This is a genomic window from Roseibium alexandrii DFL-11, assembly GCF_000158095.2.
Taxonomy (GTDB): Bacteria; Pseudomonadota; Alphaproteobacteria; order Rhizobiales; family Stappiaceae; genus Roseibium; species Roseibium alexandrii.
In genome coordinates this window covers 2,655,595-2,680,714 of the sequence record NZ_CM011002.1, presented here as the reverse complement: position 1 = coordinate 2,680,714, position 25,120 = coordinate 2,655,595, and the positions used below count along the sequence as shown (strand labels likewise).

The window sequence follows — 25,120 nt, the reverse complement described above, 5'->3', positions numbered from 1 at the left end:
TGTCAAAGCGCGGCTGCGAACTCTGCAACAGCTTGAGCGGCGGCGTTTATGTTGCCATCAAGTGTTGCAGGCGACTTGCCGCGCGGACCAAAATCGTGGTTGCCATCTTCTAGATAGGTCAGTGTGACACTGGTCGGCAAGGTTATCTCCGCAATCTCCGACTGGTTGCCAAACGGATCCCGGTCTCCCTGAAGGATTATGACAGGGCGTTTGGCTTCCTGAAGAGGGGCTAGACGCCATTCGACATCCGGCTTGCCGGTGGGATGGAACGGATATCCGAAGCAACCGACACCTTTGACCCGGGAGGGCAAGGAGCCGCCACCGGACAACATGGCCGCCACCCGGCCGCCCATGGATTTCCCGCCCACCAGAAGCGGGCCTTCTGCCTCACTCATCAACTTCTGCAGGGCGGTTTGGAACTCGCCGATCAGCTTGTCGGCCTTCGGCGGTGGTTTCTTGGGGCCGCCAGTTCTGCGGCCAGCCATGTAAGCGAATTCGAACCGTGCGCTTGCTATCCGGTTTTCTGCCAAAGCACCGGCAAGCTTCTCCATGAACGTGGAATCCATCGGTGCGCCGGCCCCATGCGCCAGGAGAAGTGTCGCCAATGGGTCTGTGTCCGGCCGGGTCCAAAGAAAATCTGTCATGGTTTTGTCTTCTGTGCCGCGCGAATGTGAATTGCTGGAAATCGTGTCCGTGCACTACATATGCTCGGCAAGGAAAGCAAGTCAGGGAAATGAGGTACAGGTGGAGACGGCTGGATTACTGGAAGGTCTGGATACGAATACAATCCGGCTTGCATGTTTTGCGGGAATATTTGGTCTGATGGCAGCTGTTGAATTCGCACTGCCGAAGCGTGAGCAGCCGCTTGGACGGGGCAAACGCTGGCCGACCAATTGGGCGCTTGTCGTTTTGGATGCAGCTCTGGTCCGGCTGATCTTTCCAATTGGCGGTGTTGGTTTGGCGATGCTGGCCTTCGACAACGGCTGGGGCCTGTTCGGCTGGCTTGGCTGGTCGGGCGTTGCGGCCTGGTTGCTGACCTTCGTTATTCTGGACTTTGCTGTCTGGTTCCAGCACTGGGCGTCTCACAAGGTGCCACTGTTCTGGCGCATTCACCGGATGCACCACGCAGATGCCGAGGTCGATGTTTCCACCGCCCTTCGGTTTCACCCAATCGAGATCCTTCTCTCGTTTGTCTGGAAAGGTGCGGTCATTGTCGCGCTCGGCGGACCGGTTGAAGCAGTCCTGGTGTTCGAAATTGTGTTGAATGGCGCAGCACTCTTCAATCATGCAAATGCCTCGCTTCCGGGATGGCTCGACCGGGTCTTGAGGGTTGTCATCGTGACACCGGACATGCACCGGGTTCATCATTCGGTGAAGCGCCGCGAAACAGACTCGAACTATGGCTTTAATCTTTCTGTATGGGATCGGATTTTCAGAACCTATGTGCCGCAGCCCGAGCAGGGGCACGAGGGCATGGAGCTCGGCCTCGGGCCTGAACTCACGCCGAAAGCGCACAGTTTGCCGTTCAGTCTGGCCATACCGTTTCTGAAATACGGACGGCGTAAGGAGACTTCAGAAAATCAGTAAAAGCTGAGCGGGAAGTAGCGCAAGTACAGTTCCTGATAAACGCCCTTCTGGTGCAGCTGCCTCAGTGCATAATTCAGCGCTGCAGCCCGCTCCGTATCACCGCTCCGCGTTGCAATCGCCATACCCTCCCCGAAATAACCGGGCTCCAGCCAGGGACCACCGGCAAAGCGGCAACAGCTTTCCGCCGCCGGGCTGCGCAGCCAAAAGGAAAGGCTGAGACCGTCACCAAAATAAGCGTCTGCCGTTCCATCTTTCACGGCCTCTCGTGCCTCTGCGGTGGAGGAGAAGCCCAGAATGTCAGCGCCAGGCCAGAATTTGCGGGCAAAGGCTTCGTAACGGGTTCCGGCTTGAACCGCGACTGTTTGGCCGGGTTTGGGAGAATCGCCGAAGTTAGTATCCGCTGAGTCTGAAACGATCACACGGGCTGGCAGTTTCATGTAGTCGTCGGTGAATGTCAGACCGCGGGCCTGCGGGGAATACCGGGAAAGTCCCGAGATGATTGCGTCTCCTTCCTCCTCATCCAAAGCAGGGATCAGAACCTCAAAGTCCTTTATTTTCAATGCACAGGAGATTGCGAGTTCCTGGCATAGAGCCCGGGACAAGTCGATGTTGAACCCTGTCAGGCGGCCTTGCGGATCGCGGAACACAAAGGGCGGGAAGTTGTCCGTTGCAAGAAACTGGATTGTGTCCGGGATGTTGTTGGGCCGGTCGAAAACAGCTTTGTGATCCCAGAAATTGGGAACGATGATTTCTGGCTGATCTGCCCGAGCTAAATCGGAAGTTGCAACCATAGCGATTATAGTTAATAGTAATGCAACTAAATATAGGGAAGTAACACCAAATACCCGTTTGCCGGGGGGCAGCAACTCAGCTTCGTTTATTGATAATCCCCTACGGCAGAAGTGCGTGTATCGAGTATGCGGGGGGAACGGAAATGCAGGACAGTCTGCCGGGTGTTCTTGAAATCCTGTTGTCACGTGGCGTTCCCCGATCGGTATTAACAGCGGCTCATGGCGCGGCCCAAGTTCAGGGCGTCCCGTTCGAAGAGTATCTGCTTCGCCACGCCATTGTCACTACGGAGTGTCTTTACAGCGCATTTGCAGAACTCTGCAATCTACCGTTTTTGCCGGAAAACGGGTTTCGGTTGCGCACCCTGAATGACCGGCCATTGGCCATAGGGGAGGCGGAGTTCGGCCCGACCCTGTTATCGCTTTATCGAAACCAGGCACTTTATGCGATCGCTCCGGAGCCCGGACAGTTTCTTGAAGTTCGCCGCCATTTGGAACGCCATCCGGTACTTGCCAAACAAATCCGGATTACGACCCCGGCCGCAATTGAATATGCGTCCCATGTATCCAATTCACCGGCCGGAGAACTGGAAATCCGTTTTCCGTCTTATTCGGCGAGGCATATCCGGTTGCCGGCGGTCCTTTTGATCCTGTGTTTTCTCGCTGTCTTTGTGCTGGGTGTCAGCCAGATGATTTCCGGGGCTTTGCTGTTTGTTGTAACCGGCGTCGTTTCGCTGGCCTGTTTTGGAGCCGGGATCATACGTTTTGTCTGCGCACAGTCTTCTCAAGAAGAAGACTTGGTCTACCATTTGCCAGAGCCCTTGAGCTCCGGGCTAATCATTTGGCCGAGATATACGGTTCTTGTTCCGCTTTACAGGGAAGCAGGTGTTGTTCCGGATCTGCTACGGGCCCTAAACGCACTGAACTATCCGCGCGACCGGCTTCAGATCCTTCTCCTGATGGAAACGGACGATCTCGAAACCGCAGCAGCCCTTCCTGAAGATCTGCCGTCTCACATCGAAGCCTTGGTGGTGCCGGACGGGACACCCCGGACGAAACCACGCGCGTTGGACTACGGTCTGGCAGCAGCCACCGGAACTTATGTGACTGTCTTCGATGCGGAGGACAGGCCAGACCCTGACCAGCTGAAGAAGGCGGCGTTCCTGTTTGCAAAAGGACCGGCGGAACTCGCCTGCCTGCAGGCACGATTGGTTGTCGACAATGCAAACGAGACCTTCATCTCCCGCCAGTTCGCGCTTGAATATGCCTGCCTGTTTGACCAGTTGTTGCCGTGGTTGTTCAGGCATCGTTGGCCGTTTCCGCTGGGGGGGACCTCCAACCACTTCCGCATCAGTGCTCTGCATGCTGTCGGCGGTTGGGACCGGTACAATGTGACCGAAGACGCTGATCTCGGCGTCCGGCTCGAACGGCTGGGGTTTCGGCTCGGTGTCTTGCCGTGTCAGACATTGGAAGAAGCGCCGGTTACCTTGAAGGCTTGGCTCGCCCAGCGCGCCCGCTGGCACAAAGGGTGGCTGCAGACAATTTTCGTTCATGCCCGATCACCGAGACGGCTACTGAGCGATCTGGGAGCGGTCAGAACAGCCGTTTTGGCGGCATTGTTCCTCGGCACTTTTCTTTTGATCGCACTACATCCTGTCTTCTTCGTTCTCCTGACCGGATCTCTCCTTGGGTATTACGACCACACTTATTTCTTCGGCAATATCGTGCTGACCGTGATGTTTGTATCAGGTGCGGCTGCTGGCTATGCGGGCGCTCTGTTTGCTTTGTGGACAGGTGCCCGAAGGCGCGGGCATGGCATCCGGTTGCTCGACGCGCCAGGCGTGTTGATCTACTGGATGTTTGCGGGTTTCGCCTTTTACAGAGCCGTCTGGGAATTGGCCTCAGCACCCTATCGCTGGAACAAGACGGAACATGGTGTATCGCGTCAACGAACTTCTTTGACTGATTGGAAGCCGCTGCCCGAAGCGGAACTGAAATAAGCATTATCTTTGCCACGAAGGATAATCGCCCCATTTTCTTGAAAAACCAAAAACTGCTGATCTCTTTCCCCTCTGGCTTATGGGGCCATTGAAGGCCATATTTCCGTTTGCAACTGAATTTAAGGGAAGAATGGCAGTGCCGAAGTCGTACTATGCGCCCACCGGCGGACATCCAGGGCAGGAAACACTTTTGACTGACAGGGCCGTCTTTACAGACGCCTATGCCGTCATTCCGCGCCGGACCATGCGCGATATCGTAACCAGCTACCTGCCATTTTGGCATGAGACGCGTCTTTGGGTCCTGGCCCGCCCATTGTCAGGGTTTGCCGAGACCTTTTCGCAGTACATTATGGAGGTCTCTCCAGGTGGCGGTTCTGAGCGCCCGGAAACGGATCCGGATGCTGAAGGTGTTCTCTTTGTTGTGGAGGGCGAGGCCGTTCTAAATGTCGAGGGAACGCGCCATGACTTGCGGGCCGGGAGTTATGCCTTCCTGCCGCCCGAGACGGATTGGACCTTCAAGAATGAAAGCACCAATCCAGTGCGCTTTCACTGGGTACGCAAATCCTATGAAGCTGTCGACGGTCTGGATTTTCCCGAGGCCTTTGTGACCCATGAAGACGATGTCGCGCCGATCGAAATGCCCGGCACCGAGGGTAAGTGGGCAACGACCCGCTTCGTCGATCCCAAAGACTTGCGGCACGACATGCATGTCAACATCGTCACTTTCCAGCCGGGGGCGGTCATTCCCTTTGCCGAGACTCATGTGATGGAGCACGGGCTTTATGTGCTCGAAGGCAAGGCGGTTTACCGGCTCAATCAGGATTGGGTCGAAGTGGAGGCCGGTGACTACATGTGGCTCCGGGCCTTTTGTCCTCAGGCCTGTTATGCCGGTGGCCCGGGAGCATTCCGGTACCTTCTCTACAAGGACGTCAATCGGCACATGGCGCTCTAAACAGCTGCGTCAGACGGAATGAGAAGAGGTAGGGCATTACCTTGCCCTTTTCCATAATTGTCTCTAAGGACAATGTTTTTCGAGACAGGCAGCCATGGATTGATAACAATAAGACCACGGTCCAGCTTCACCCGCCGGGCCGTGACAACCCCGGCCTTGCCGGGTGTTCCGGCTGCTCTTCATCATAGCGGACATGTTACATGCGGATCGTTATCAACGGGTTCGGCCGTATTGGCCGGACTGTCTTGCGTCAAATACTTCGGTTGCCTGCTGGTCACTCCATAGATGTGGTGCAGATCAATGACATCGCTGCGCTCGAGACCTGTGCGTACCTCTTCAAGTACGACAGCGTCTTCGGTCCTTATCCCGGGTCCGTTGAGCACACAGACGACAGCCTTATCGTGGATGGGCGTGAGATCTATTTCACGTGTGCACCGGATATTTCCGGGTTCGATTTGTCAGGTGTGGATGTTGTTCTCGAGTGCACCGGGCGGGCAGATACGAGAGACGTGGCGTCCCGGGGCCTAAAGGCCGGGGCCCGCAATGTGCTGATCTCCGGGCCGTCTGCTGCCGCAGATGTGACCTTGGTGCGTGGGGCGAACGAAGACCAGCTCGCCAGCCACACGATTGTCTCCAATGGGTCCTGCACGACGAACGCCTTGGCTCCGCTCTTGCGCGGAATTGATGATGCGATCGGCATCGAAACCGGTCACATGACCACGGTTCATTGTTACACCGGTAGCCAGCCGATGGTGGATGCGCCGCGCGGACCATTGGAGCGCAGTCGGGCCGGCGGCGTGTCCATGGTTCCGACAACGACCAGTGCGACCAAGCTCTTGGGCGTTGTTTTGCCGCAGCTGGGTGGCAAGGTCAGCGGCGCCGCCGTGCGGGTCCCATCAATCAGTGTCTCGGCAATAGACGTCACGCTCACGTTGAAAGAGCCGCCCGAAGGCGGCGTCAACGCACAGCTTCAGAAGATCTTTCAAGACAGTCCGGTTGTCGGTTTCACAAACGACCATGTCGTCTCGACCGACATGCGTACCCGGCCGGAGTCTTTGGTTGTCGCTCTGCCGGAAACACTTGCAGTTGGGGGCCGTCAGGTCCGTATTTTCGGCTGGTACGACAATGAATGGGGCTTTTCCTGCCGGATGATCGACATGGCGCGCCTCATGGCAGCCAGGTAGCTCAAACCGACTCAATGATCCACGGCGTATCGAACCAGTGTTCTTCCAGGTTCGTACCGTCACCGATCCGGTCAACGACGATATAGCGGCCGGGTTGTTCGATTGGTGCGAGAACACCGTGCCACGTGCCTCGGTGAAGGTTGATGGATTGCCCTGGCTGGGTGACAAATGCTTTCAAATTGATCGGCGCGCCGTCCTTGTCTTCGGCGACAATCACCAGCATCGAAACACGGTCCAGCGGAACAAATGCCTGGCTTCCGTCCGGGTGCCGCTCAACCATGTCGACCGTGTAGGGAAAGGTCCGAGCTTTTGCATCGAATAGGCTGATCCCGGCGCGCCCGCTGCCAAAATCAACCTTTGCCAGATCATGATGGCGCCCGCACATGCCTTGATTGATGATCTTGTCCGGCTCACCGGATACCTCGATCACATCGCCATAGGTAGAAAAGGCCTCAGCTGTCAGTGGTGCGGGCGTCAGAAAATGGGTCATGGCAGAACATCCATCAGCCGGAACTCCGCGATCCGCTCAACCTGCCGGCAGGCCTCGGCAAATTCCGTTTCACGATCATTGCCGATCCGCTCGTGAAAAGCAGCCAGGATGGACGCCTTGGTGTGATCGCGGACGGCGATGATGAATGGGAAGCCATGTTTGGCGACGTAGTCGGAATTGAGCTTGGTAAAGGTCTCCCGCTCGTCGTCGGTGAGCATGTCCAAACCCGCACCGGCTTGTTCGTTTGTGCTTTTTTCTGTCAGGCGCCCCGCTGCGGCCAGCTTTCCGGCAAGGTCCGGGTGCGCGGTCAAAACGCCCAGCCGCTCGTCTGCGCTCGCCGTCCGGAACTTGCGGCAGAGCGCATTGTGGACCCCGGCCGCGCAGTCATGCGCTGGGCCGAGTTCCAAATCAAACGCCCGCTCAGCAATCCAGGGCGAATGTTCAAAGATGCCACCGAACTTGGCGACGAACGTGTCGCGATCCATCTGGCTCGGCCGCTCAAAGGCTTGCGGCGGATGGTGTTTGGCCCAATGCTCAGCAATCTCGATCCGGCGCGGACACCAAACGTCCGTGTGGCTCTGGATGTAATCGATGAACTTCTTCAAGGCCGCGATCTTGCCCGGTCGGCCGATCAAGCGGCAGTGCAGACCGACGGACATCATCTTCGGTGCACCTGCCTCACCTTCGGCATAAAGGACATCGAACGCGTTTTTCAGGTACTCGAAGAAATCCTCACCGCTGCTCCATCCCGGCGACACGGAAAAGCGCATGTCGTTGGCCTCCAGCGTGTAGGGGATGATCAGCTGATTGCGACCGTCCACGTCCAGCCAATAGGGCAGGTCATCGTCATAGGTGTCGGAGATGTAGTCAAAGCCACCTTCTTCCGCGACCAGCCGGACCGTGCTCTCCGAGCAGCGCCCGGTGTACCAGCCGTGCGGACGCCCGCCTGTGACCTCAGTGTGAAGACGGATCGCTTCCGCAATGGCCGCGCGTTCGGTCTCCGGGTCCATGTCCTTGTGTTCGATCCATTTCAGACCATGGCTGGCAATTTCCCAGCCGGCGCTCTTCATAGCAGCAACCTGTTCCGGATTGCGGGCGAGTGCCGTTGCAACACCGTAGATGGTCAGCGGGATGTCTGCGCCGGTGAAGAGCCGATGGATCCGCCAGAAACCGGCCCGTGCGCCGTACTCATACATGGATTCCATGTTCCAATGGCGTTGGCCCGGCCATTGCGCAGCGCCCGGAATATCTGACAAGAACGCTTCAGACGCGGGATCGCCGTGAAGGACACAGTTCTCGCCGCCCTCCTCGTAATTCAAGACGAATTGCACAGCGACTTTGGCACTGTTCGGCCAGTTTGCGTTCGGCGGCGTGGGACCATAACCACGAAGATTGCGGGGATAGCGATTCAAGACAGACCTCCAAGCTTTCCGGTCTTATAAAACAGCGCGTGGGTAATCAGTTTTCGATAATTCTTGAAAGTGCTTCACAGTTCCAGCTTCAGACCAAAGGCGTTTTCGCCAGTTCGTCCTGAATGTGTGAAACCATGAAATCGATGAAGAGGCGGACTTTTGGATCCTGACGGCGGCGGTGGGTGTAAAGGCATGCCATTTGAACGGGGATCGGTGGTGCGCTTTCCAAAACCTGAACCAAGCGCCCGGACTTCAAGTGTTCCGCCACTTCAAACACCGGTTTTAGAACAATCCCATGACCTTCCAGCGCCCAGGCGGTCAGTACATCACCGTGGTCGGACTCAAAAGGGCCTTTGACCGGAATGCGTTTCACACCCTCGGGTGTTTCAAGGGGCCACTGAAATTCCGGCGCGCCGGGATAGCGCATGTTCAGGCAGTCGAATTTTCCTGTCGACAAGTCGGCGCTCGATGCCGGTTGTCCCGTCTTGGCGATGTAGTCCGGCGAAGCGCAGAGAATCCTCTGGCAATCGGCGATCTTGCGGATTTTCAGGTTCGAGTCTTCCGGAACTCCCAAAAAGAACGCCGCATCGAGGCCTTCGCCTGTCAGGTCGACCTTCCGGTCAGACAAGCGCAGCCGGATATCGATCAGCGGATGGTCTGCCTTGAAGGTCGGAATGGCTGGGGCAATCAGGCTTTGCCCCATGCTGATGGGAGCGGCCACGAACAGTGTCCCGCGCGGTGAGCGGGTCATGTTGGTGATTTCCGCTTCCGCTTCTTCCACCGCTTCCATGATTTTTGTGGCACCGCGGTAAAAGATATTGCCCTGTTCTGTCGGGCTCAGGGCGCGGGTTGTACGCTGAAACAGCCGGACATTCAGGTGTTCTTCCAGTTGAGAAATCCGGGACGACGCGACCGCAGACGAAATTCTAAGGTCCCTTGCGGCCGCGGACATGTTACCGAGCTCATAGACACGTAAGAAGGTGCGGATATTCTCCAGGTAAGCCATTTGGCGATTGTTCCGGATTTTTTGAAACTGCTTGGATTATGTCGGGATACCAGAAAATTGGTTGATCGACTAGGTTGATGGCAAAGTTTTTGGAGGGATTGGAATGCTGGATATCGCCATCATTTGGGACTGGCTGATGTTTGCCGTCAGGTGGCTTCATGTCATCACCGCGATCGCCTGGATCGGCTCGTCGTTTTACTTCATCGCGCTTGATCTGGGCCTTAAAAAAGTGCCGCATTTGCCCGTAGGCGCGCATGGTGAAGAATGGCAGGTCCACGGCGGCGGCTTCTACCATATCCAGAAATACCTGGTTGCACCCGCCAACATGCCGGAACATCTGATCTGGTTCAAATGGGAGAGTTATGCGACCTGGTTGTCCGGCGCGGCCCTCTTGATGATGGTCTACTGGGTCGGCGGCGAACTCTATCTCATCGACCCGGCAAAAGCGGACCTTGTGCTTTGGCAGGGCATCTTGATCTCCGCAGCGTCCCTGTCGATCGGCTGGCTTGTCTATGACTTCCTCTGCAAGTCGAAGCTCGGCGACAATCCGACCCTCCTGATGGTGCTCCTGTTCGCCCTCCTAGTGGTAATGGGATATGGCTACAATCTGGTCTTCACCGGCCGGGCCACCATGCTGCATCTGGGTGCCTTTACGGCGACCATCATGTCGGCGAATGTGTTCTTCATCATCATTCCGAACCAGAAGATCGTCGTTGCGGATCTGAAAGCGGGTAGGACGCCCGATCCGAAATACGGCAAGATTGCCAAGCTGCGGTCCACGCACAACAACTACCTGACCCTGCCAGTCATCTTCCTGATGTTGTCCAATCACTACCCGCTGGCCTTTGCTTCGGAGTACAACTGGGTGATCGCAGCGCTTGTCTTCCTGATGGGTGTCACCATCCGGCACTACTTCAACTCCAACCATGCCGGAACCGGAAATCCGACCTGGACTTGGTTGGTGACCGCGCTTCTGTTCCTCGGGGTTATCTGGTTGTCGATGGCTCCTCTTCAGCACGATACCTACGAAGCGTCCGAAGCGCGGCCGCTGACAAAGACTGAACGGATCTTTGCCAATGCCGAAGGGTTTGAACAGGTCATGGCGATCGTGCCGGGCCGTTGTGCCATGTGCCATGCCCGGGAGCCCTTCTACGAGGGGATCCACTGGGCGCCGAAAGATGTGCTTCTTGAGACGGAAGCTGATGTCGTGCGCTCAGCCAAACAGGTTTACTTGCAGGCCGGTGTGACCAACGCCATGCCGCCGGCCAATGTGTCTCATATGGAAGAGAGCGAACGGCGCGCCATTGTGGCTTGGTACCGGAACGCCACCAAAGACCAGCCGTTCTGGATTGGAGCGCGCTGACAGACCGGTCGGTCAATTTCTTTCATGCGTGAAATATAACGCTTGTTAAACAGCACGCGCCGGCCTCCAATGCTTTAATTCGGGGGGCGGCGGTATTCAGTGTTCGTGTCTGTCAATTGAAGACTTGTGTCATTCGTCAATTTTCCCAATAAAAAACTTTGCCTATGCCCTTGCGTCACGGGGTTTTACTAAGGCCGTCCCGCATCTATGGTTGAGGCACAATCTTCACTGCTTGAGGAGGCAACTGAAGGTTGTTTGAGGAACAGGCCGTTGATGCCGGGGGGAAGCAATGACATCAAGCGATCGTCCGTGGACCGCGTTTTATGGACCTAATGTACGGTCCGACATAGAGGCGGCATCCTACCGCACGATCAGTGATTTGATCCGGTCTGCAGCAGACACTTACAAGTCCGCCCCGGCCTTCACGACCTGCATGCACAATGGCATGAACGGCACTTTGACCTTCGAGCAGGTCGATGAAATGTCAGACGCCTTTGCGGTCTATCTCCGGGAGTTGGCGGGACTTGCGCAGGGCGACCGCGTGGCATTGCAAATGCCGAATGGCCTTTCGTTTCCAATTGCCGCCTTTGGTGTCTTCAAGGCCGGCTGTGTCCTGGTTAACGTCAACCCGCTCTACACAGCAGAAGAGATGGCGCGCCAGTTTCAGGATGCGGAACCGCATGCGCTGGTGATTGTCGACATGTTTGCCGACAAGATCCCGGCTGCAACAAAAGGGCACCCGATCCCCAACATCATCGTCACGCGGGTTGCGGAGTTCTTACCCTCATTGCCGCGCGGCATCATTGGGTTGGTGCAAAAATACTGGGACCGGTCGGTCAAACCGATCGAAGTCCCGCACATCCGCTTTCCTGAAGCGCTCGCCGCGGGGCGGGAACACAAAACCCGCGACCATGTCGAAGTTGATGCCTATCACCAGTCCGTCGAACCGGACGATGTGGCCTGCTTGCAATATACTGGCGGGACGACGGGTGTTGCGAAGGGCGCGATGCTCTCCCATAAGAACCTGCTTATGAACATGGAGCAATCGCTGGAGATGTGTCCGGCGGTGCAACGAGGTGAGGAGGTCGCACTTACTGCACTTCCGCTCTATCATATTTTTGCGTTCACGCTGAATTTGCTTGCCTTCTATTGGATTGGCTCGCGGAACATTTTGATCCCGAATCCCCGGCCGCTAACCAATCTCAAACGCGCGTTTGAGAACTACAAGATTACCTGGATGAGCGGGGTGAACACCTTGTTCAACGGTCTGTGCAACGAAACATGGTTTCTCGACAGCCCGCCAAAATATCTGAAGTTTTCCTCGGCCGGCGGCATGGCTTTGCAGGCAGATGTTGCGCGCAGATGGGAGGACGTGACAGGCCGGCCCGTTTTGCAAGGCTACGGGCTGACCGAAACTTCACCTGTTCTCAGTTTCAACCCGATCGGCAAGACGCGGGACGGTTCAATCGGGATACCGTTGCCGTCTACCTTGTTGCGGTGTGTGGACGATGACGGCAATCCGGTGCCGCAGGGCGAGCGCGGAGAAATCGCGGCAAAAGGCCCACAGGTCATGTCTGGATATTGGAACAAGCCGGAGGAGACCGCGATCGTCATGCGGGATGGTTGGTTTCTCACCGGTGATATCGGCGTGATGGAGACGGACGGGTACTTCTATATCGTTGACCGGAAGAAGGACATGATTGTCGTGTCGGGCTTCAATGTTTACCCGAACGAGATCGAAGACTGTCTTGCCTTGCATCCGGGCATCTTTGAAGCTGCCGTAATTGGCGTTCCCGATGACACCACTGGAGAGGCGGTGAAGGCGTATGTTGTTCTGAATGACAAGAGCCTGACCAAAGAGGCGATCCGGGCCCATTGCAAGGAACACCTGACGGCTTACAAGGTGCCCAAACGGGTTGAGATCCGGGACGACCTGCCCAAATCAAACGTTGGCAAGATCCTCAGAAAAGACCTGCGCGCAGAAGACCAGCAGGCGGCGGAGTAACATTACATGGTCGGACCATTTGAACAGGCGCTTCTGGCGGCCATGATCTTTGTCATCATGCTTGGAATGGGCGCGTCCCTGACCCCGCGCGACTTTTATTTGGCACTGCGCCGGCCCTATGGTCTCGCCGTTGGCGTCGTCTCGCAATATGGCTTCATGCCGTTCATCGGCTTCCTGATGACACTGGCTTTGGCTTTGCCCGAGCCGATTGCTATCGGGCTCTTGATCATGTCCTGCATGCCGGGCGGCACGACTTCGAACATTTTTGCCTATTTCTCCAAAGGCAATCTGGCACTGTCGGTACTCATGACGGTGACCTCGACCGTATTTGGCGTAATCCTCATTCCGATTGTCCTTGTGATCTACGCAACGGCGCTGGATCTCGAAATCCCTCGGGAAAATATCATCGCAACCCTGGTGATCCTGTTGGTCCCGGTCGCGATCGGTATGGGATTGCGGAAAATCAGTGCGAATATCGGAGCAGTAACAGAGTTCTTCGGATCGGCCTTGGCCTTGTTCTTCATCGCCTTTATCGCGATCTCCTGGATCCCGCGGAACTGGCAATTCCTTCTGACAACCACGCCGGCAACCTATTTCGCGGCGATCATGCTCGGCGTCTTCGGGATTTTGGTTGGTTATCTTTTCGCCCGGTCCTTAAAACTTCATCCGCGCAATGTACGGACCATCGCCTTGGAGACCGGCATTCAGAATGGACCGCTTGCTGTTGCCATCATTGCCCTAACCTTTCCAAGCGACGAACAACAAGGGATCATGGCCGTGGCGGCGCTCTATTCCCTGTTCATTGTGATCACGTCGACTTTGGTGACGCTGATCTTCCGGCGGGCGAATACGGCCGCGGAACAGAAAATCCCCGACAGCCTGCTTTAACGGCTGCCGGTTCTCTTCGTCGATCCGATCGCAGCAAGACGTCCTTCAGTTCTTTGTAATCAGATGATCTGAATATCCGATGCGTCCAACTGCGAAACGGAAACGCCCAGCAGGGTGATCGACAGGTTGTCTGAGAAACTGAGAACGGCCCCGGCGTCGGTGTCCGCGGCGAGCGCCAGGATTTCGGCAGATGACGAGAAACCTGCGACCCCGATCTGAAGGATGTCACCGTTGCGGTTACTGGTGCTGAAATCGGTCACAGTGTCTGATCCGAAAGCTCCGTCAAAAACAAAGGCGTCACTGCCGCGCCCGCCATCGAGGGTGTCGTTGCCCGTGCCGCCGACCAGCACATCATTGCCATCGCCGCCATAAAGAATGTCGTTTCCGGCCTGGCCGAACAGGACATCGTTTCCGTCCTGTCCCTCCAGTTGATCGTCTCCGCCGGCGCCGTCCAGAACGTCGTTGCCGCGATTGCCCAGGATCAGGTCTCTCTCTTCCGAACCGACCAGAGCATCATCGCGATTGGTTCCGCCGAGGCGGTCGTGAGCGAGCATCACGTTGTCCTGAATGGAGCGGATGTCCGTGTTGCGTTCGATCACGTCGGCCAGCGTGGTGGACCACAGAGCGTCAATCTGAGCCTGAGGAAGATCTAGGCCCTGGCTCCAGAAAGGGTCGCCGTCGCGCAACCGCAAAAACTGATCAAGGAGGATCGTGGCGAACAACTCTCCAACAATCCCGCTGCCCGAAGGGTCCTCTGCAAGTCCGCCGATCCAGGCATCGACTTGATCGACGGATCCGTAAATGCTGGCCAGTTGTGCGGCCAATGTGGCATCTGACGTTATATCCGAGAAGTTTGCTGCGCGTTGCAAGCCAAGAGCCTCGCGCAGGTCGTTGTAGCTGGCGACCCCAAGATCCCGGCCGCGTTCGATGTTCAGGGCGGCCAGGTCCAGGCCGCCAGAGCCTGGAGCGCCAAACAGGAAGGACCGCACATCCTCGACGATGTGTGTGTCCAACTCTTGCGCCATGCCATCTGCAAGTCCGCGCAGAAGGGGATCGATGCCTCCATTCTCTGCGATCTCCGACGGGTTGAAAAACGCTTCACTCAAAGAGAGATCTCCGGCGGCAATGGTATCGCCATCCCGGTCCAACCTTTGAATGCTGGATGACAAGAGGCTGTGGCCAAAGCGGAAAGCCGCAGTTGCAAATTCGACCGAAATGCCAGGATTGATATCTGGATTATACCCGGCGTAGTCCGTGATGGCATTCTCTCCCAAGAGGAGCGGCAAAAACTCGTTATAGGTGATTGCCTGGATTTCAGCTTCAATGATGATGCGTGCGGCATCGTAAAGCTCATCTGAATTCATGCTTGGGTCCTGGCGGGCCAGCCGGTCCACCCAGAGGTTATGCTCGCGGGCAAACAGAGTGTGCATGGATGTCAGAGCGACATTTTCCGCTGCGCGCACCTCGCCGGCCAACACGCCACCTGTTTCCGGTTCAATGAGGAGATCGTTGTCCGTAAGGCGCAACGTTCCACCGTCCCCGCGCAGCGCGGCGGCAGTTTCGGCATCTGATCCGTAGACCATGGAGGCATCGATAAATGTGGTGATTTCGTTGCTGTATTGCCGTGCGGACGTGGCTCCGGTTACATCATCAAATCCCGCGCGTGTAAACGGTATGATCGCTTCACCGGTTCCGGTCGGGTCAAAGTCGCTGTCGCCAGCAGGTACAACAATCGGCGCGAATTCAAATCCCTCGCTTCCGGTGAGTGTGATGTCATGATCGATGAATTGGCCCCAGACCCAGAACATGTCACTTAGGCCAAAGGAATTGGGTTCGTCTTCCGTTTGCTGCGCAACCGCATTACTGACCGCTCGGGCGTTGGGAAGGTCTGTTGCGATAGAGCCGATGCCGTCTGTGTAGTTCGCATCTGTCAGGCGCAGCATTTGCTGGCCGGCAGATCCCCAGTCGATATTGGTCTCATGACTGGAGGATCCGTCAATGGACCGGGTTTCAAGAGCCGCGACAAGGTTTGCCTGAATCTGAGCCAAAGTGTTCGACGCGCTTTGCTGGTTTTGGGGTTGATCCGGATTTTGCTGATCGCGGCGTTGATCTTGACTGGACCGAGGCATCTCAGGCTCCTGATTTTATTGTTGGATGGGACGGAACGTGCGGTATCGCCAAAACGCCAGTGCACGCGGCGTTTGGTCGAATGCGATGAAGTGCTGTTGCTTTGGAATGGTGAGGTGAGCGGACGTGGATCGCATGAGTAAACGGCGACCGCAGCGCCGGGCTGCAAGCTGGATGGTGTCGCTGGTTTGTGTCGTGGCCTTGCGAGAAAAAACGCAAGGAAATGGTCTCCGGTACGGAGCAACATACCGCTCGTCCCCCAGTCTGGAGTCCACCGCACCCAGATTTATGCACGCCCTACTGGAACAACCCTTCGGAACGGGTTTCATTCCGTTGGCCATGAAAAAATGCTAGTTTAGAAAGGCTTCGAGGATTGCAGGAATTGGGCGCCGCACCTGAAAGCATCACGCGGTAGGCGCATGATTTCGAGGGCCCATTAAGACTTGCTCAGTGGTGTGCGGTTAAGAAGCAATCGAACCGCAATTAATTCAGCGAACAATATTGCATACCATTGTATACTGAATTATGTAGTGCGCAGCGAGCTTACCCGGCGAGCCAGCAATTGTGCGACCCGGCGACTAAGCGATATCCAACTTCAAGACGCCGGGGTCCTTATGAGTCTCTATACTGATTATCTCGCCGAGATCGAAACGCGCAAAGAGCAGGGGCTGCACCCCAAGCCGATCGAAGAGGCGGCTCTGGTTGCCGAGCTGATCGCTCAGATCAAGGACGCTGGCAACGAACACCGTGCCGACTCGCTCAAGTTTTTCATCTACAACACTTTGCCGGGCACGACGAGCGCCGCGGGTGAAAAAGCAAAGTTCCTGAAAGACATTATCCTCGGCCAGTCCGTGGTTGAGGAAATCACACCGGCCTTTGCATTCGAGCTGTTGTCGCACATGAAGGGCGGCCCGTCCGTTGAGGTCCTACTGGATCTCGCTCTTGGCAATGATGAGGCAATCGCGAAGGACGCTGCTGAAGTCCTGAAGACCCAGGTATTCCTATACGATGCAGATACCGATCGCTTGAAGGAAGCCTATGAGGCCGGCAACGACATTGCCAAGGACATCCTGGAAAGCTATGCGCGGGCCGATTTCTTCACAAAGCTTTCTGACCTCGACGAAGAAATCAAGGTCGTAACCTTCATCGCCGCCGAAGGCGACATCTCCACAGATTTGCTGTCACCGGGCAACCAGGCGCACTCGCGTGCCGACCGTGAACTGCACGGCAAGTGCATGATTTCAGAGAAGGCGCAGAAGGAAATCGAAGCGCTGAAGCTGCAGCATCCGGGCAAGCGCGTGATGCTGATTGCCGAAAAAGGCACCATGGGTGTGGGCTCGTCCCGCATGTCCGGCGTCAACAACGTGGCACTTTGGACCGGCAAACAGGCCAGCCCCTATGTGCCGTTCGTCAACTTTGCTCCGATTGTTGCCGGCACCAATGGCATTTCGCCAATCTTTCTGACGACGGTTGGGGTGACCGGTGGTATCGGTGTCGACCTGAAAAACTGGGTCAAAAAACTCGATACGGACGGCAACCCGATCCTTAACAACGATGGCAATCCGGTTCTGGAGCAGAAGTACTCTGTCGAGACCGGCACAGTGCTGACCATCAACACGAAGAAGCAAAAACTTTTCAATGAGGCTGGCGACGAAGAGCTGGTCGACATGTCTTCTTCGTTCACTCCGCAAAAGATGGAGTTCATGAAGGCCGGTGGTTCTTATGCCATCGTTTTTGGCAAGAAGCTGCAGACACTGGCCGCGGAAACGCTCGGCATCGAAACACCGCCGGTCTTTGCACCGTCCAAGGAAGTGTCTCATGAAGGCCAGGGCCTGACTGCCGTTGAAAAGATCTTCAACAAGAACGCAGTCGGCTCGACTCCGGGCAAAGTTCTTCATGCCGGCTCAGATGTCCGCGTTCGGGTTAACATTGTCGGCTCGCAGGACACCACTGGTCTGATGACTTCCCAGGAACTGGAAGCCATGGCCGCAACGGTGATTTCCCCGCTCGTAGACGGTGCGTATCAGTCCGGCTGTCACACCGCATCTGTTTGGGATCTGAAGGCTCAGGCCAACACGCCGCGCTTGATGTCATTCATGCACAAGTTTGGTCTGATCACCGGCCGTGATCCGAAGAACGTCTACCACCCGATGACGGACGTCATTCACAAGGTGCTGAACGACATCACTGTCGACGATTGGGACATCACCATCGGCGGCGACAGCCACACCCGCATGTCCAAGGGCGTTGCCTTTGGAGCTGACTCTGGAACCGTGGCTCTGGCACTTGCGACCGGTGAGGCGTCCATGCCGATCCCGGAAAGCGTGAAGGTGACCTTCAAGGGCTCCATGAAGGATCACATGGATTTCCGCGATGTCGTGCATGCTACCCAGGCTCAGATGCTGCAACAGCACGGTGACAACGTCTTCCAGGGCCGTATCATTGAGGTGCACATCGGCACGCTGCTTGCAGACCAAGCCTTCACCTTCACCGACTGGACTGCGGAAATGAAGGCAAAAGCCTCCATCTGTATCTCCAACGATGAAACCCTGATCGGATCTCTGGAACTCGCCAAAGGCCGTATTCAGACCATGATCGACAAGGGCATGGACAACGACGCCAAGGTTCTTCAGGGCCTGATCGATAAGGCGAGCAAGCGCATTGCCGAAATCCGGTCCGGTGAAAAGCCGGCTCTGACGCCGGATACCGATGCGACATACTTCGCAGAGGTCGTTGTCGATCTGGATGAGATCGATGAACCGATGATTGCCGATCCGGACGTCAACAATGCGGATGTTTCCAAGCGGTACACGCATGATACGATCCGCCCTGTTTCCTTCTACCATGGTGAGAAGAAAGTCGATCTGGGCTTCGTCGGATCATGCATGGTGCACAAGGGCGACATGAAGATCGTCGCGCAAATGCTGAAAAACCTGGAAAAGATGCGTGGCAAGGTCGACTTCAAGGCGCCGCTCGTTGTCGCGGCTCCGACCTACAACATCATCGATGAGTTGAAGGAAGAGGGCGACTGGGACGTTCTGCAGAAGTACTCCGGTTTTGAGTTCAACGACAACGCGCCGAAGACAGCAGCCCGGACCGAGTACGAGAACATCCTGTATCTTGAGCGTCCCGGCTGTAACCTTTGTATGGGCAACCAGGAAAAGGCGGCCAAGGGAGATACCGTTCTGGCGACATCCACCCGTTTGTTCCAGGGCCGTGTGGTTGCGGATTCCGAAACCAAGAAGGGTGAATCCCTGCTTGCCTCGACACCGGTTGTCGTATTGTCGGCAATCCTTGGCCGGACGCCGACCATGGAGGAGTACAAGGAAGCGGTTGAAGGCATCAACTTGACCAAGTTCGCGCCACCAAGCCAGAAGCCGCTCGATCCGAAATCGATTCACTTCTAAGCGAGAAAGACACTCAGGCGGCTTGTTTTCCGGCTACCAGGTCCAATACGAAAAGGGCGGCAAAGATCTCTGCCGCCCTTTTTTATGCCTTCCAGTCGCCGATGCCATGCCACCACTGATTAATCAAGCCCAGGCTCAAAGCCGGGTAGGGGGTGCCAGGATCGGGGTCGTCGGGGTGCGGGAGTGCGCCATGGGACTGCAAAACCCTAAGGCTTGTCACAAAATCGCGCATGCGGTTCGTAATCTGCCGGATCTCGTCCGGCGTTTTCGCGATAGTCCCGCTGGTGGGCCGGTAAAACTGTTCCCACTGCCGGTAGAGCGCATGGCCGAGTTCAATGACTTCCTGCTCGCCATGCGGTTCGAGGCCGAGGCACATTTTGATCAGTTTGGTTGCAGGGCCTTTGCCGTCTGTGAAACCGGTAGTCACCGATGGGTCTCTTTTCTGTTCTTCTTCTTCTCGAGTGTCCGACATCCGACATGCCTGCAGCGTGTAAAGCGTGTTGGACGGCTGAGCCTCTCCCCTTTTGAGAACAAAAGGGACATTTTAGAGGCGCTGAGAGATTTGGTTTGGGACGCATTGGTTACCTGGCAACGCTTGAGTCGCCAAGCAGGCCTTTAGTTGGCAAAGCTGCCGTTGAGTGATGCAATGGATTTTTCAGTTCAGGACGAGATCATCCAACGGCTTGTTCGGCCAAAGTGATGGCCTCCAACGCAGAACGCGTGACGAAGTCGGCACCAGTGTTCTGAAAACCTTCCGGATGTGTGAGCACGGCCGCGCCGCCAATCACGATCTTGGTGTTTTCCGTAACAATCTCCGATCGGGAGCGCTCGATGGCTTCCTTGCAATCAATGGCCTCTTCAAGCCGTCCGACCGAAAGGCCAAGCAAATCATAAGACCGGGCAGAGAGGCGCATATACATTGTGTCACCGATTTCCATATCGGCTCCGCCATCGACTATCCATCCCAAGTCCTGGAAACACATTCTGACAAGGGTGACGCCTAATGTATGTTTTGTCCCGCGCGAGCGTGCCAGAAGGATACGTTTTTCGGTTTTTGGAACGGACGGCCGAGGTCCGGCATGGGTCAGGTGATTGACAATATTGCTCAACCGTGTCGAAGCCACCGCGACCTGCATGAAATCGGCATCGTCGTTACACCAGTAATTGCCGAGCTCCGTAGCGATGGGGCACAGGAGATGAATTGCGAGTGTCTGAAGAGGGATATTTGTCTGTACGAGCTCTTCGATGAGGTCTCGGTGATGGCGCGGATCGGGGTCGATCAGCGCCTTCAGGAATGGCACCCGATAGGAAATTGCCACATCCATGGACGGCATCTGGCGTGCTCGCTCATCCAATTCGGGATGCAAACGGAGATCAAGACGCGACACCGAGGTGCCGTTCAACGTTCGGTTTTTGATGTTAGGGTGCAGTGCGCCAACCAAACCGGACACTTGCCCGCGCACAGACCTCTCCAAAACAGTGAGATCCTGTACGGACAAATTGGCAGTTTCATCTGCCGTTATCGTCAGGCCATTGTCAGCAAGTGTCGACGGTGTCTTGTTATTTTCCGTCGGTTGTTCGCCGTCGTAATTGTTGGCCAATTCCCCCTCCCGATGTCTCGGCCCAGGCGGTCAAGCTCCTCCAAGCAAAAAGACCGTACTATACAACCTTTCCCCCGCCAATTGAGATCACCTACTCGTTTTCGAAATTATCTTTGCCCGTCTTCAACGGTCCTCCGCGTGGTGCGTCCATAAAGGGCGATCTTGTATTCGAGTTGTCCCGCCACCGAGTGTCACCTGTGACCCGTGACCCATGCGTGACAGGGTCACACGGACGAGATCGGCGATCTGGCGCGCATTCAACCCGGCTTCATTATACATTTCCCACGGTGATGCTTGCGAAATGAACGTATCGGGCAGTGTCATCGTGCGCACTCCGCAGCGTCCATCCAGTAACCCTTTATCTGCAAGGTGATGCAAAACCAGTGCCCCAAAGCCGCCGGTCGCACCTTCTTCAACTGTCACCAGCAACTCATGGGTCTCGACGAGGTCCTCAATCAGCTCCGTATCGAGTGGTTTGGCAAAGCGGGCATCAGCGACCGTGACGGATATGCCGAGTGCCGACAAGAGAGCTCGGGCTTCAAGACATTGCTCAAGCCGTCCGCCGAAAGACAACAGCGCGGCTGTGTGCCCGATGTCGACGATCCGGCCCTTTCCGATCGGCAGGGCAACCGGTTGAACGGGAAGCTGTGCACCCGTTCCTTCACCGCGCGGATACCGGAAAGCAATAGGTCCAAGGTCATGTTCGGCCGCGGTCTTGACCATGTTGACCAGTTCTGCCTCGTCGGCGGCGGCCATCACGGTGAAGTTCGGCAAATTTGCCAGGAAGCCTATGTCGAATGCTCCGGCGTGGGTCGCGCCGTCCGCACCGACAAGACCTGCACGATCAATGGCAAAGCGCACGGGAAGGTTTTGCAAGGCAATGTCATGCACGACCTGATCATAACCACGCTGCAGGAAGGTGGAATAAATCGCGCAGAACGGCCGCATGCCGCCGGCGGCAAGCCCTCCGGCAAACGTTACGGCATGTTGTTCGGCGATCCCGACATCGAAGCTGCGATCCGGATATTGTTTACCAAACAGATCAACACCGGTACCCTCGGCCATGGCTGCGGTGATGGCGATAACCCGGTCATCCTGCCGTGCTTCCTCAATCAAAGCGTTGGCAAAGACCTTGGTGTAGCTCGGTGCCTTTGGAACCGACTTGGACTGTTTTCCAGACGGAACGTCGAACTTCGAAACGCCATGATATTTGTCGCTTGCCGCTTCCGCGTGGACATAGCCGGCACCTTTGCGGGTAATGGCATGCAAAACGACAGGGCCCGTGCCTTCTTCTTTCAAGTGGCGCAGTGTCGCCAAAAGAGTTGGAATATCATGCCCGTCGACCGGGCCATGATAGGCAAATCCCATATTCTCAAAGAAGCTGCGTTCCCGCTGGACTGTATCGGATTGGGCGAGTGTGTTGAGATGATCCGATAATGCGCCTGTCGGCGGCGAAATCGACATGTTGTTGTCGTTCAGAATGACGATCATGCGGCTGTTGAGGTGGCCAGCGTTGTTGAACCCCTCATAGGCCATCCCGGCTGTCATCGCGCCGTCCCCGATTACACAGACGACATGGCCGTCCTTTCCTTCAAGATCCCGGGCTACGGCGAACCCAAGCCCGGCAGAGATCGATGTGGAAGAGTGGGCAGCGCCGAATGGATCGTACGGACTTTCACTGCGTTTAGTGAAACCGGAAAGGCCGTCCTTTTTGCGCAAGGTCCGCATTCTGTCGCGCCGGCCGGTCAGGACTTTGTGCGGGTAGCACTGGTGGCTTACGTCCCAAATCAGGGTGTCTTCCGGTGTGTCGAACACCGCGTGGAGGGCGACCGTGAGTTCGACAACGCCGAGACCAGATCCCAGATGCCCGCCGGTTTCTGACACGATATCAATAACATCTGTCCGAAGTTCATCAGCAAGCCGGGCGAGTTCGCCATCACTAAGGCTTTTCAGGTCTCCTGGCGTGTGGATGGTATCCAGCAATGGGGTTGTGGATGTCCTGTTGGAGTTGGAGCTCATTGCGTTTCCTCCACCGCATGGTTCCGTCCCTCTGGTGGTGCAGTGCTTCAGCCAGCTGCGAGGCCCACCAGTAGACATTGATGTCGTTAGGGTATTCTCGAGGATCTTTATAGATGTGTAAACTTTTTTTTACACATGAAGTTCGAAAATATGGCGTCAAAGTTGACAGTTTAAGCGGGTCGCGGCACGTGTTCGGGCTGTCATGAGCAAAGCGGCGGTGGGCTTGTTTTCCTGCGAGGTGCCCTTTAATCCAGTGTGACTGTTCGCAAATGCTCCGCAGATCTTCATTGCGGAACCCGCGCTTCTATCTAATGCAGGGTCTAAATCCCCGGAACGGAGCCTTTGATGGCCATCGCAGTTTTTATTGGTGTCGTTTTTCTGGCTGCAGCCAGCGGCGCTGTTTTCAAACCAGGACCTTGGTATGAGGAACTGCGCAAGCCAAGTTGGACGCCGCCGAACTGGGCCTTCCCGGTTGTCTGGACACTTCTCTACATCATGATCGCCTATGCTGGCTGGAGTGTTTGGTCCAAGGTCGGCTGGTCATTGCCGATTGTATTCTGGGCCTTGCAGATCGTGCTCAATGCGGCTTGGTCCTGGTTGTTCTTCGGACTGCGGCGCATGGATCTGGCGCTTGTTGATGTCGGTCTTCTCTGGCTGGTAATTGCAGGGTTTATTGTCACCGCGTGGCCCGTTTCACCACTCGCGGCGCTGCTTTTCGTGCCTTATCTTGCCTGGGTAACAACTGCCGGACTGCTTAACCGCTCGGTCCAGCAGCTGAATCCGGAGGCCTAGAGCGTTTCAATAAGCGCGTGAAACGCTCTAAACACGCAACCGTGTGACCAGGTCCCAAATGTGTGCGATCAGGGCGAGGCTTAGAAACAACAGCACAAGAAACAATGCCTCGCCGCGCAGAGCAAAACCAAGCGCGGCCATCAGGCAGCTTCCGGCAAGGACATTGGCGAGCAGCAACTTGAACCGCTCGCCAGGTGCGTTCGAAAACCTGCAAAGAACGGCGAACTCTATCCAAAGGAACAGAACTGCGCCGAACGGCAACCATCCGGACTGCAGCCACGTCAAAAGCAGGTTCATTTCTGGCTGGCCGGCAGGCCTGCAAGTTGTGCGAGGTCTTTGAAGAAGACCCGTATATGGCCGAGCGGATCACGGCGGACCAGACGCTTGTTGAGGTACGATTCCCAGGTCAGGCGCTGGACGTCCGGATCGGCGCACATTGTGACAAACCGCTCCCGCAGCCCATCACTGCGGTACCAGACCGCTTGCATGATGCCGAGAATGAAAAAGATACGGCCATGCTCCGCCATGAACCTTCGCCGTGCCTGGCGCAGCGCCGATGCCTGTCCGGTTGCAAGGCACTCAGCAACGGCATCTGCACTCAGGTTACCACACAGCATTGCGTAGTAAATGCCTTCGCCTGACGATGGGGCGACTGTGCCTGCAGCATCGCCGGCAAGTAGGACATTCTGTCCATTGTCCCACCGCCGCATTGGTTTGAGCGGCAGTGGAGCCCCTTCGCGCCGGATCGTCCGTTGTCCGGTCAACCCTGCACGGTCGCGCAAGTCGGACGTGGCATCCCTGAGGTTATGCCCCTTGACCGCAGAGCCGCAGCCGACGGATGTTTGTCCCCCATGCGGGAAGACCCAGCCGTAGAAATCTGGAGAAATCCGGCCATCATAGACAACGTCACAGCGGTCGCGCTGGAAGATGTCTGGGTCTGGAACCGCCGGGCTTTCCACGATCTCGTGATAGGCAAAAACGTAAGGCGGCTTCTTCTTCGCAGGGAACATCAACCGCCTGACAGCGGAATTGGCACCATCGGCACCGATTACCATGCGCGCATTGAGGTGTTCTGTAGTTCCCGGATTGTGCGGATCGGTCCCGTCCACTTTCAGATCCAGGCTGCCGTTCTGTCCTGTGTCTATGCCAGCCAGCTTGCCTCTGACAAATCGGGCTCCCGCCTGTTCAGCACGGGCACGCAAATATGGATCAAAGGTTTCCCGGTCGACCATGCCGACAAATCCTATGTCGCCAATCCGCATTTCCACCGCGTTCCCGGACGGCGCAATGACACGTGCCGCATTGGCCCGGGCCACCAGCTGATCTTCAGAGATTTCGAAGTCTTTCAGGGCGCGGGACGGGATCGCCCCACCACAGGGTTTGATCTTGTTGTCCGGGTCGACCAAAACAACAGAATGATCGGACTGCGCCAAGCGCTCCGCAGCAATTGCGCCGCAAGGACCGCCTCCAATGACAGCAACATCAAAATTCGATTTCAT

General features: G+C 56.4%; 20 protein-coding genes. 9 read left to right on the top strand and 11 right to left on the bottom strand.

The genetic code is table 11. The annotated features are described in order from the left end of the window. Positions 1 to 2: 2 nt before the first annotated feature. Positions 3 to 644 (bottom strand): alpha/beta family hydrolase, encoded by a 642-nt coding sequence (locus SADFL11_RS12395; protein ID WP_008194557.1) that lies wholly within the window; start codon positions 642 to 644, stop codon positions 3 to 5. Between the two features lie 178 nt (positions 645 to 822). Between SADFL11_RS12395 and SADFL11_RS12390 the strand changes: the two genes are divergently transcribed. Beyond that, positions 823 to 1,587, top strand: a complete 765-nt coding sequence (locus SADFL11_RS12390; protein ID WP_008193208.1) for a sterol desaturase family protein — start codon at positions 823 to 825, stop codon at positions 1,585 to 1,587. On the opposite strand, the gene SADFL11_RS12385 is transcribed toward SADFL11_RS12390, so the two are convergent. Beyond that, positions 1,581 to 2,378 (bottom strand): transporter substrate-binding domain-containing protein, encoded by a 798-nt coding sequence (locus SADFL11_RS12385; protein WP_008196162.1) that lies wholly within the window; start codon positions 2,376 to 2,378, stop codon positions 1,581 to 1,583. The genes SADFL11_RS12390 and SADFL11_RS12385 overlap by 7 nt on opposite strands. 143 nt (positions 2,379 to 2,521) lie before the next feature. On the opposite strand from SADFL11_RS12385, the gene SADFL11_RS12380 reads away from it, so the two are divergent. From SADFL11_RS12380 to SADFL11_RS12370, 3 genes are all read left to right on the top strand, one after another. Then, entirely contained in the window at positions 2,522 to 4,375 is a 1,854-nt protein-coding gene (locus SADFL11_RS12380) for a glycosyltransferase family 2 protein (protein WP_008190256.1), read from the top strand. A 130-nt stretch (positions 4,376 to 4,505) separates the two neighbouring features. Beyond that, the gene (locus tag SADFL11_RS12375; RefSeq protein ID WP_008190682.1) at positions 4,506 to 5,327 is read left to right on the top strand and encodes a bifunctional allantoicase/(S)-ureidoglycine aminohydrolase; all 822 of its coding nucleotides are present in this window, start codon (positions 4,506 to 4,508) and stop codon (positions 5,325 to 5,327) included. 200 nt (positions 5,328 to 5,527) lie between these two features. Further along, entirely contained in the window at positions 5,528 to 6,511 is a 984-nt protein-coding gene (locus tag SADFL11_RS12370) for a type I glyceraldehyde-3-phosphate dehydrogenase (protein ID WP_008189842.1), read from the top strand. A 1-nt stretch (position 6,512) separates the two neighbouring features. Here SADFL11_RS12370 and SADFL11_RS12365 read toward each other — a convergent pair whose 3' ends face one another. The 3 genes from SADFL11_RS12365 to SADFL11_RS12355 form a co-directional block, all read right to left on the bottom strand. Further along, positions 6,513 to 7,001 (bottom strand): ureidoglycolate lyase, encoded by a 489-nt coding sequence (locus SADFL11_RS12365; RefSeq protein WP_008191192.1) that lies wholly within the window; start codon positions 6,999 to 7,001, stop codon positions 6,513 to 6,515. Further along, positions 6,998 to 8,413, bottom strand: coding sequence for an allantoinase PuuE (gene puuE / locus SADFL11_RS12360; RefSeq protein ID WP_008195155.1), 1,416 nt, complete (start codon positions 8,411 to 8,413; stop codon positions 6,998 to 7,000). Before puuE ends, SADFL11_RS12365 begins: the two co-directional genes overlap by 4 nt. Positions 8,414 to 8,501: 88 nt before the next feature. After that, positions 8,502 to 9,419 (bottom strand): LysR family transcriptional regulator, encoded by a 918-nt coding sequence (locus SADFL11_RS12355; protein ID WP_008194771.1) that lies wholly within the window; start codon positions 9,417 to 9,419, stop codon positions 8,502 to 8,504. Positions 9,420 to 9,522: 103 nt separating this feature from the next. On the opposite strand from SADFL11_RS12355, the gene SADFL11_RS12350 reads away from it, so the two are divergent. From SADFL11_RS12350 to SADFL11_RS12340, 3 genes are all read left to right on the top strand, one after another. Next, positions 9,523 to 10,782: a urate hydroxylase PuuD gene (locus tag SADFL11_RS12350; protein WP_008194352.1), complete on the top strand. Its 1,260-nt coding sequence runs from the start codon at positions 9,523 to 9,525 to the stop codon at positions 10,780 to 10,782. A 289-nt stretch (positions 10,783 to 11,071) separates the two neighbouring features. Beyond that, positions 11,072 to 12,787, top strand: coding sequence for an AMP-binding protein (locus tag SADFL11_RS12345; RefSeq protein ID WP_008189978.1), 1,716 nt, complete (start codon positions 11,072 to 11,074; stop codon positions 12,785 to 12,787). A 6-nt stretch (positions 12,788 to 12,793) separates the two neighbouring features. Then, complete coding sequence (locus SADFL11_RS12340) at positions 12,794 to 13,675, top strand: bile acid:sodium symporter family protein (RefSeq protein WP_008191643.1); 882 nt, start codon at positions 12,794 to 12,796, stop codon at positions 13,673 to 13,675. Between the two features lie 59 nt (positions 13,676 to 13,734). On the opposite strand, the gene SADFL11_RS12335 is transcribed toward SADFL11_RS12340, so the two are convergent. Further along, positions 13,735 to 15,804 carry a peroxidase family protein gene (locus SADFL11_RS12335; protein WP_008189303.1) on the bottom strand — a complete coding sequence of 690 codons (2,070 nt, stop codon included), beginning with the start codon at positions 15,802 to 15,804 and terminating at the stop codon, positions 13,735 to 13,737. 612 nt (positions 15,805 to 16,416) lie between these two features. On the opposite strand from SADFL11_RS12335, the gene SADFL11_RS12330 reads away from it, so the two are divergent. Then, a complete protein-coding gene (locus tag SADFL11_RS12330; RefSeq protein WP_008194801.1) occupies positions 16,417 to 19,209 on the top strand; it encodes a bifunctional aconitate hydratase 2/2-methylisocitrate dehydratase in 2,793 nt (930 codons plus the stop codon). Positions 19,210 to 19,291: 82 nt separating this feature from the next. Here the strand turns inward: SADFL11_RS12330 and SADFL11_RS12325 are convergent, their stop codons facing one another. From SADFL11_RS12325 to SADFL11_RS12315, 3 genes are all read right to left on the bottom strand, one after another. Next, complete coding sequence (locus SADFL11_RS12325) at positions 19,292 to 19,681, bottom strand: hypothetical protein (RefSeq protein WP_040451613.1); 390 nt, start codon at positions 19,679 to 19,681, stop codon at positions 19,292 to 19,294. A 199-nt stretch (positions 19,682 to 19,880) separates the two neighbouring features. Next, on the bottom strand, positions 19,881 to 20,810 hold the full coding sequence (locus tag SADFL11_RS12320; protein ID WP_008195882.1) for a cobalamin B12-binding domain-containing protein: 930 nt from the start codon (positions 20,808 to 20,810) through the stop codon (positions 19,881 to 19,883). 123 nt (positions 20,811 to 20,933) lie between these two features. Beyond that, the gene (locus SADFL11_RS12315) at positions 20,934 to 22,829 is read right to left on the bottom strand and encodes a 1-deoxy-D-xylulose-5-phosphate synthase (RefSeq protein ID WP_050776052.1); all 1,896 of its coding nucleotides are present in this window, start codon (positions 22,827 to 22,829) and stop codon (positions 20,934 to 20,936) included. Between the two features lie 345 nt (positions 22,830 to 23,174). On the opposite strand from SADFL11_RS12315, the gene SADFL11_RS12310 reads away from it, so the two are divergent. After that, positions 23,175 to 23,621 (top strand): TspO/MBR family protein, encoded by a 447-nt coding sequence (locus SADFL11_RS12310; protein ID WP_008190755.1) that lies wholly within the window; start codon positions 23,175 to 23,177, stop codon positions 23,619 to 23,621. Positions 23,622 to 23,648: 27 nt separating this feature from the next. Here SADFL11_RS12310 and SADFL11_RS12305 read toward each other — a convergent pair whose 3' ends face one another. Both SADFL11_RS12305 and SADFL11_RS12300 read right to left on the bottom strand, forming a co-directional pair. Beyond that, positions 23,649 to 23,918 carry a hypothetical protein gene (locus SADFL11_RS12305; protein ID WP_008189120.1) on the bottom strand — a complete coding sequence of 90 codons (270 nt, stop codon included), beginning with the start codon at positions 23,916 to 23,918 and terminating at the stop codon, positions 23,649 to 23,651. Continuing rightward, entirely contained in the window at positions 23,915 to 25,120 is a 1,206-nt protein-coding gene (locus tag SADFL11_RS12300) for a geranylgeranyl diphosphate reductase (protein WP_008194180.1), read from the bottom strand. The genes SADFL11_RS12305 and SADFL11_RS12300 overlap by 4 nt, the downstream gene beginning before the upstream one ends.

Coding starts and splice junctions, on each gene's coding strand:
- SADFL11_RS12305 (WP_008189120.1), bottom strand. CDS start 23,918: ATGAACCTGCTTTTGACGTGGCTGCAGTCCGGATGGTTGCCGTTCGGC.
- SADFL11_RS12355 (WP_008194771.1), bottom strand. CDS start 9,419: ATGGCTTACCTGGAGAATATCCGCACCTTCTTACGTGTCTATGAGCTC.
- SADFL11_RS12330 (WP_008194801.1), top strand. CDS start 16,417: ATGAGTCTCTATACTGATTATCTCGCCGAGATCGAAACGCGCAAAGAG.
- SADFL11_RS12345 (WP_008189978.1), top strand. CDS start 11,072: ATGACATCAAGCGATCGTCCGTGGACCGCGTTTTATGGACCTAATGTA.
- SADFL11_RS12385 (WP_008196162.1), bottom strand. CDS start 2,378: ATGGTTGCAACTTCCGATTTAGCTCGGGCAGATCAGCCAGAAATCATC.
- SADFL11_RS12350 (WP_008194352.1), top strand. CDS start 9,523: ATGCTGGATATCGCCATCATTTGGGACTGGCTGATGTTTGCCGTCAGG.
- SADFL11_RS12375 (WP_008190682.1), top strand. CDS start 4,506: ATGGCAGTGCCGAAGTCGTACTATGCGCCCACCGGCGGACATCCAGGG.
- SADFL11_RS12315 (WP_050776052.1), bottom strand. CDS start 22,829: ATGAGCTCCAACTCCAACAGGACATCCACAACCCCATTGCTGGATACC.
- SADFL11_RS12370 (WP_008189842.1), top strand. CDS start 5,528: ATGCGGATCGTTATCAACGGGTTCGGCCGTATTGGCCGGACTGTCTTG.
- SADFL11_RS12380 (WP_008190256.1), top strand. CDS start 2,522: ATGCAGGACAGTCTGCCGGGTGTTCTTGAAATCCTGTTGTCACGTGGC.
- SADFL11_RS12325 (WP_040451613.1), bottom strand. CDS start 19,681: ATGTCGGACACTCGAGAAGAAGAAGAACAGAAAAGAGACCCATCGGTG.
- SADFL11_RS12395 (WP_008194557.1), bottom strand. CDS start 644: ATGACAGATTTTCTTTGGACCCGGCCGGACACAGACCCATTGGCGACA.
- SADFL11_RS12300 (WP_008194180.1), bottom strand. CDS start 25,120: ATGAAATCGAATTTTGATGTTGCTGTCATTGGAGGCGGTCCTTGCGGC.
- SADFL11_RS12340 (WP_008191643.1), top strand. CDS start 12,794: ATGGTCGGACCATTTGAACAGGCGCTTCTGGCGGCCATGATCTTTGTC.
- SADFL11_RS12365 (WP_008191192.1), bottom strand. CDS start 7,001: ATGACCCATTTTCTGACGCCCGCACCACTGACAGCTGAGGCCTTTTCT.
- SADFL11_RS12335 (WP_008189303.1), bottom strand. CDS start 15,804: ATGCCTCGGTCCAGTCAAGATCAACGCCGCGATCAGCAAAATCCGGAT.
- SADFL11_RS12390 (WP_008193208.1), top strand. CDS start 823: ATGGCAGCTGTTGAATTCGCACTGCCGAAGCGTGAGCAGCCGCTTGGA.
- SADFL11_RS12310 (WP_008190755.1), top strand. CDS start 23,175: ATGGCCATCGCAGTTTTTATTGGTGTCGTTTTTCTGGCTGCAGCCAGC.